Origin of the sequence: Caulobacter sp. D5, assembly GCF_003185805.1 — a bacterium.
In the GTDB taxonomy this organism is placed as follows: Bacteria; Pseudomonadota; Alphaproteobacteria; order Caulobacterales; family Caulobacteraceae; genus Caulobacter.
Genome location: NZ_QHJY01000474.1, coordinates 1 through 6,543, shown reverse-complemented (window position 1 = coordinate 6,543; position 6,543 = coordinate 1). Strand labels below are relative to the sequence as shown.

General features: G+C 68.8%; 5 protein-coding genes and 1 pseudogene. All 6 read left to right on the top strand.

Annotated features, from left to right (window positions below; translation table 11 throughout):
- A partial coding sequence (locus tag DMC18_RS23910; protein WP_199232625.1) for a glycine betaine ABC transporter substrate-binding protein occupies positions 1-1,527 on the top strand: 1,527 nt, incomplete at its 5' end.
- Positions 1,528-1,585: 58 nt separating this feature from the next.
- Complete coding sequence (locus DMC18_RS23905; protein ID WP_110120874.1) at positions 1,586-3,259, top strand: alkaline phosphatase family protein; 1,674 nt, start codon at positions 1,586-1,588, stop codon at positions 3,257-3,259.
- Between the two features lie 546 nt (positions 3,260-3,805).
- Positions 3,806-4,069, top strand: a complete 264-nt coding sequence (gene fliQ, locus DMC18_RS23900) for a flagellar biosynthesis protein FliQ (protein ID WP_110120873.1) — start codon at positions 3,806-3,808, stop codon at positions 4,067-4,069.
- 13 nt (positions 4,070-4,082) lie between these two features.
- Entirely contained in the window at positions 4,083-4,838 is a 756-nt protein-coding gene (fliR, locus tag DMC18_RS23895; RefSeq protein WP_110120872.1) for a flagellar biosynthetic protein FliR, read from the top strand.
- 9 nt (positions 4,839-4,847) lie between these two features.
- On the top strand, positions 4,848-5,930 hold the full coding sequence (flhB, locus tag DMC18_RS23890) for a flagellar biosynthesis protein FlhB (RefSeq protein WP_110120871.1): 1,083 nt from the start codon (positions 4,848-4,850) through the stop codon (positions 5,928-5,930).
- Between the two features lie 172 nt (positions 5,931-6,102).
- Positions 6,103-6,543: pseudogene (locus DMC18_RS26290) on the top strand (hybrid sensor histidine kinase/response regulator); the annotation flags it as partial.

The following is a 6,543-nucleotide window of genomic DNA, read 5'->3' as shown; positions in this document are numbered from 1 at the left end:
CTCCTGCCCCAGCGCCTGGCCTGGCACGCGGCGCTGTCGGCGGCCGCCCTTGTGCTGGGCCTCGCCGTCGCCCTGCCGCTGGGTTTCGCCGCGGCCAGGCGGCCGGGACTGCGCTGGATCACGCTGGGCGCGGCGAGCCTGGTGCAGACCGTGCCGAGCCTGGCGCTGCTGGCGCTGTTCTATCCGCTGCTGCTGCTGGCCTCGAACCTGGCAAAGGCGACCTTCGGCTTCGGCTTTCCGGCCCTGGGCTTTCTGCCGGCGTGGCTGGCCCTGGCGCTCTACGCCATGCTGCCGATCCTGCGGAACACGGCGGCGGGGCTGTCGGGCGTCGATCCGGCGGTGACGGAAGCGGCCAGGGGCGTGGGCATGACGCCGCGCCAGAGCCTGCTGCGGGTCGAGCTGCCGCTGGCCGCGCCGGTGATCCTGGCGGGCGTGCGGACGGCGGCGGTGTGGACCATCGGCGGGGCGACCCTGGCCACGCCCGTCGGCCAGACCTCGCTGGGCGACTACATCTTCTCAGGCCTGCAGACCGAGGCCTGGGACATGGTGCTGGTCGGCTGCGCGGCCTCGGCGGCGCTGGCCTTGGTCGTCGACCAACTGCTGGGCCTGGTCGGGCGCGGCATCGAGCAGCGCCGGCCCATGCTGTGGGGCGGGGCGCTGGCGGCGCTCGGTCTGGGTCTCGTCGCGGCGCTGGCGCCGATCGCCGCGCCGGCCCTGACGCCGCGTCCGCAGGCCTATGTTGTCGGGGCCAAGAACTTCTCCGAGCAATATGTGCTGGCCGAGCTGATCGCGAGCCGGCTGGAAGGGCAGGGCGCGCGGGTCGAGCGGCGGATCAACCTGGGCTCGGCCGTGGCCTATCGCGCCCTGGCCGCCGGCGAGATCGACGCCTATGTCGACTATACCGGCACCCTGTGGGCCAACGTCCTGCATCGCACCGACAATCCCGGCCGGCAGGCGGTGTTGGACGCGCTGACGACCGAGCTGAAGCGCCGCGACGGCGTGGTGCTGGCCGCGCCGCTGGGCTTCGAGAACGCCTACGCCTTCGCCATGAAGCGCCAGCAGGCCGAGGCCCTGGGCGTGAAGAGCCTCTCTGATCTGGCGGCCAAGGCGCCGGACCTGGTCATGGGCGGCGACCTGGAGTTCTTCTCGCGGCCCGAATGGAAGGCGGTCGAGACGGCCTATGGCCTGAGGTTCAAGGCCCGGCGGCAGTTCCAGCCGACCTTCATGTACCGCGCCCTGGCCTCGGGCGAGGCCGACGTGATCTCGGCCTTTTCCAGCGACGGACGCATCGCCGCCGACGACCTGGTGGTGCTGGAAGACCCCAAGGGCGCGCTGCCGCCCTATGATGCGGTGCTGCTGGTGTCGCCCAAGCGGGCGGACGATCCGCGCCTCAAGGCGCTGGCGGCGCAGCTGTCGGGCAGCCTGTCGGTGCAGGCCATGCGGCAGGCCAACTACGCCGTCGATCGCGACAGCGACAAGCGCTCGCCGGCCGATGTCGCGCGCGAATTGAGCGACGACATTCCCTGAACGCCGTCCGCCCAAGCTTCGTTTGCGACGCTTTTGTGAATGGGGCAGGTTGCGCGCCATGAGCAAGCTTACCTCCACGGCGGCGCTTTCGGCGCTGGCCGGCGTCGCCCTATTCGCCATCCAGCCGGCACAGGCCGCGGACCAGGTGAAGCCCAATCCCAAGCTGGTGGTGGTGATCTCCATCGACCAGTTCAGCGCCAACCTGTTCGAACAGTGGCGCGGCCAGTGGAAGGGCGGCCTGGGCAAGCTGGGCCGCGAGGGCGTGGTCTATCCCAACGGCTATCAGTCGCACGGCATGACCGAGACCTGCCCGGGCCACTCCAGCCTGCTCACCGGCGCCTATCCCAACCGCACCGGCATCGTCGGCAACAACTGGTACGACCCCGAGACCGGCAAGAAATCCTACTGCCTGCTGGATGCGTCGGTGACCCTGGCCGCCCCCTCCGATCAGGATCCGGTCAGCGACAAGAACCTGATGGTCGGCACCTATGGCGACTGGCTGAAGGCCGTGTCGCCCAAGAGCCGCGTCTACGGCGTCTCGGGCAAGGATCGCGGCGCGATCACCATGGCCGGCCACAAGGCCGACGGCGCGTTCTGGTACCAGGCCGGCTACGGCTTCAACACCTTCGTACGTCCCGGCGAGGACGCGGCGACGAAGCTTGCGCCCGTGGCCGCGCTGAACGCGCGCCTGGCCGCCGAGCAGAAGAAGAAGCCCTTCGTCTGGACCTATGAGAACAAGGCCTGCGCCGCGCTCGAAAAGACCTGGACCACGGGCGATCGCACCTGGGACGCCAAGCTGCCGCGGCCGTTGCCGACCAACGAGGCCGAGACCCTGCGTGATCTGGCCGCCAGCCCCTATACCGACGCCGTGACCCTGGAGGCCGCCGCCGCCCTGCGCGACGAGTTCGGCCTGGGCGACGGCCCGCAGGTCGACGTGCTGACTGTCAGCCTGTCGGCCACCGACTTCATCGGCCACCGCTACGGCACGCGCGGCCCGGAGATGTGCGATCACCTGAGCCGCCTGGACGCGCGCCTGGACACGTTCCTCAAGCGCATCGAGAAGGCCAAGGGCGAGGTGCTGGTGGTGCTGAGCGCCGACCACGGCGGTTCGGACTTCCCCGAGCGCCTGCACGACGAAGGCTATGACGTCAGCCGCATCGCCACCTCGGCCTGGCTGAAGGGGGTGAACGCCCAGCTGCGCACCGATCTGTCGCTGGACTACGACCCGGTGATCGCGCCGGGCGGCATCGACACCCTGGTGATCGTCGGCGCCGACAAGAAGGTGCCGCCGGCCACGGAGCGCGCCCGCGTCGCCTCGGCGGCCCTGGCCCTGGTGCGCGGCCGCCCCGAGGTGGCCGAGGCCTATGAGATCAACGACCTTCTGACCACCCCGCCGGTCGCCAAGGGCACGCCGCCGGACGTGATCAGCGTCAAGGAACGCCTGCGCCGCAGCGCCTGGCCGGGCCGTTCGGGCGACATCCTGGTGGCCTTCAAGCCGAACCTGGTGCCGGCCACGGCGGCGGCGACCTATGTCGCCACCCACGGCACGCCCTGGGACTACGACCGCCGCGTGCCGATCCTGTTCTGGTGGAAGAGCGCGCAGGCCCGCGAACGCATCCTGCCGATCGAGACGGTCGACATCGCCCCGACCATCGCGGCGGTGACCGGCGTGCCGGTTCCGACCCCGATCGACGGCCGCTGCCGTCCGCTGGGCGCGGGTCACGATTGCTGAGCCAGGGTTTGAGGGGAGCGCCGGCGGCGTTCCCCCTTTTCCGTGGAACCCCCGCGAAAGCGGGGGCCCAGGCTTTTTCTGAAACGCGCAGCTCTCGACGATAAAACACCTGGGTCCACGCTTTCGCGGGGATTTTACGGTGTTTGGAATGTCGGAAAGCGCTGTCGTCCTAACGCGCGAGCACGAATCCCAGCACGTCGACGCCGATGAAGGCGATGATGGCCCAGCCTATGGCCAGGCCGGCGAACGGGTGGCGCTGCCACCAGTGCAGCTTGATTTCCGATTGCATGACAGTTCCCCAACTGATGGATGCATTCTGTACGCGATCGGATAGTTTCGCCAGCAACTATCAGGCGGCGCCGCTAGGTAAACCCGTGTGGCGGGATGTCGCAGGTCCGCGGGCAACCTTGCAGCGACCATGCGCCGCGCCCGGCTTACGATCGGTCGGGGCGTCGTGTTAACAGTCCCTAACTCCCTGTTAACCATGTCCGGCCCATGGTGCGGGCCGTACCAAAACCGTCCAGAGCGCCCGCAGAAAGCCCGTTCATGACCGGAGCCGAAGTCCTCGACGTGGGTCGCGACGCGATCTGGCTGACTTTGCAGCTTTGCGCGCCGGTGCTGATCGTCGGCCTGGTGGTCGGTGTGGCCATCGGCCTTTTCCAGGCCCTGACCCAGATCCAGGAACAGACCCTGGTCTATGCGCCCAAGATCGTCGCCATCTTCATCGCGCTGCTGCTGTGCCTGCCGCTGATGGGAGCCCTGATGTCGGGCTTCATGCGCCAGATCGCCGCCCGCATCGCGGCGATGTAGGGAAGGACGGGGCGTGGACAGCTTCGCGACGACCGCTCAGGTCTATGTCGCCGGTCTGGTCTTCGCCCGGATCGGGGCCATGCTCATGCTGATGCCGGGCATCGGCGAGACGGCCGTGTCGCCGCGCATCCGCCTGGCCCTGGCGCTGCTGATCGCCCTGGTCATCACCCCGACGGTGGCCAAGGGCGTCGGTCCGCTGCCCACCACGGTGGGCGGCCTCGCCGGCCAGCTGATCCACGAGATCCTGATCGGCCTGATGATCGGCGCGGTGCTGAAGATGTTCATGAGCGCCATGACCACGGCGGGCGAGATCATCTCGATGCAGACCACGCTGTCGTTCGCCCAGACCACCAACCCGATGGGCGTGCAGTCGAGCACGGCGGTGGCCACCTTCCTGTCGATGCTGAGCCTGACCCTGATCATGGCCACCGACCTGCATCACCTGTTCATCGCCGCGATGGCGCGGTCCTACGACCTTTTCCCGTTCACCAAGAGCGTGCCGGTCAACGACGCCGCCGCCCTGGCCGTGCGCACCGTGGCCCAGAGCTTCACCCTGGGCGTGCAGCTGGCCGCCCCGGTGATCGTGTTCTCGATCGTCTTCAACCTGGCGACGGGTCTGGTCGGGCGGGTCATGCCGCAGTTCCAGATCTTCTTCGTCACTTCGCCGCTCAGCGTGATCCTGGGTCTCTCGTTGCTCGCCCTTTCCCTGGGCGGCATCGCCATGGTGTGGAGCGATCGCTACCGCGATCTGCTCAACGTCTTCAGTTAGGAGGGCGCCGTGGCCGACGACACAGACGACGCCTCGAAAACAGAAGAACCGACACAGAAGAAACTTTCGGACGCCCGGAAGAAAGGCGACGTTCCCAAAAGTCCTGACTTCTCGCAGCTGGCCTCGCTGGCCGGCGCGTTCGGCGTCGTCGTCATCGCTGGCGGCTGGCTGGCGCGCGACCTGGTTTCGGCCCTGGTGCCGTTCATCGCCCACGCCGGCCAGATGGACGTCGAGGGCGGGGCCAACCTGATCGCCAAGAAGGTGGTGATGGCGGCGCTGCCGCCGCTGATCCTGGTGATGCTGGTTTCGGGCTTCATGGGAGCGGCGGCCAATATCGCCCAGTCGGGCTTCCTGTTCTCGGCCGAGAAGATGAAGCCGGACTTCGCCAAGCTGAACCCGCTGAAGGGCCTGGGCCGCATCTTCGGGCCGGACGGCCTGATGCAGTTCGCCAAGTCGGCCGTGAAGTTCATCGTCACCGGCATCATCGCCTGGTTCGTGCTCAAGCCCGACGCCAAGGAGGTGATCGGCCTGGTCGGCATGGACCCGGCGGCCATGCTCCCGCTGGCCATCGACCTCTGCAAGAAGCTGTTCTGGTCGGTGCTGATCTTCCTGCTGGTCACCGCCGGCTTCGACTGGTTCTGGCAGCGGATGCGCTTCAACAAGCGCATGCGCATGACCCTTCACGAGGTGAAGGAAGAGCACAAGCAGTCGGACGGCGACCCGCACATCAAGGCCAAGCGCCGGCAGATCCAGATGCAGCGCTCGCGCCAGCGGATGATGCAGGCCGTGCCCAAGGCGACCGTCGTCGTCATGAACCCGACCCACTACGCCGTGGCGCTGAAATACGAGCAGGGCGAGACCCCGGCGCCGATCTGCGTGGCCAAGGGCGTCGACGAGCTGGCCCTGAAGATCCGCGCCCTGGCCGAGGAGTCCGGCGTGCACGTGCTGGAGGATCCGCCCCTGGCCCGCGCCCTCTACGCCGCCGTCGAGATCGACCAGCAGATCCCGGCCGAGCACTTCGAGGCCGTCGCCAAGGTCATCGGCTTCGTGATGAGCAACAAGAAGGCCAAGCGGCGCGCCTGGGCCGACTGACGGCTCGCCGGACCCTCCGGGCGCTTGTCCGGGATCATCGGGACATCACATTTCCGCCGTAGAATCAGAGACCTGCTTTCTGAACGCGCTCTTGCGCCGCGTAAGGAGTATCCTTACCGGACGAATCGTCGGGGCCTCGCCCCCGCCAAGTTGCAGAAGGATTTCGGTCGGCATGGCCGAGACGCCCGCGAAAGACATGACGGCGGCCCGCCGCCGCGCCGACCCCCTGATCTGGGGGGCGGCGATCTTCTTCGTCCTGGCCGCCGGCTTCGCCACGGCCCCGGCCCTGAGCGCCGGACCCGCCACCCTGGCCGGCCTACTGCTGCTGGCCGGCGTCGCCGGCGTGGCGATCCTGGGGCTGGTGGCGATCCGCGCCTCGGCCGCGCACGACAACGGCCTGGACGTGGCCGACAGCTTCATCGAGGCGCTGGGCGAGCCTGCGGCCCTGACCGTCGCCGACGGCCGCATCCTGGTGGCCAACCAGGCCTGGCGCGACACCATGGGCGAGGCCCGCCGCCTGCCCAAGGACGCCGCCCTGTTCTCGGCCCTGACCCGGGCCCGCAAGGGCGAGACCGCCGAGGCCCTGGTGGTGCTGGCCGGCCAGGAGCGCCCG

Coding starts and splice junctions, on each gene's coding strand:
- DMC18_RS23905 (WP_110120874.1), top strand. CDS start 1,586: ATGAGCAAGCTTACCTCCACGGCGGCGCTTTCGGCGCTGGCCGGCGTC.
- fliQ (WP_110120873.1), top strand. CDS start 3,806: ATGACCGGAGCCGAAGTCCTCGACGTGGGTCGCGACGCGATCTGGCTG.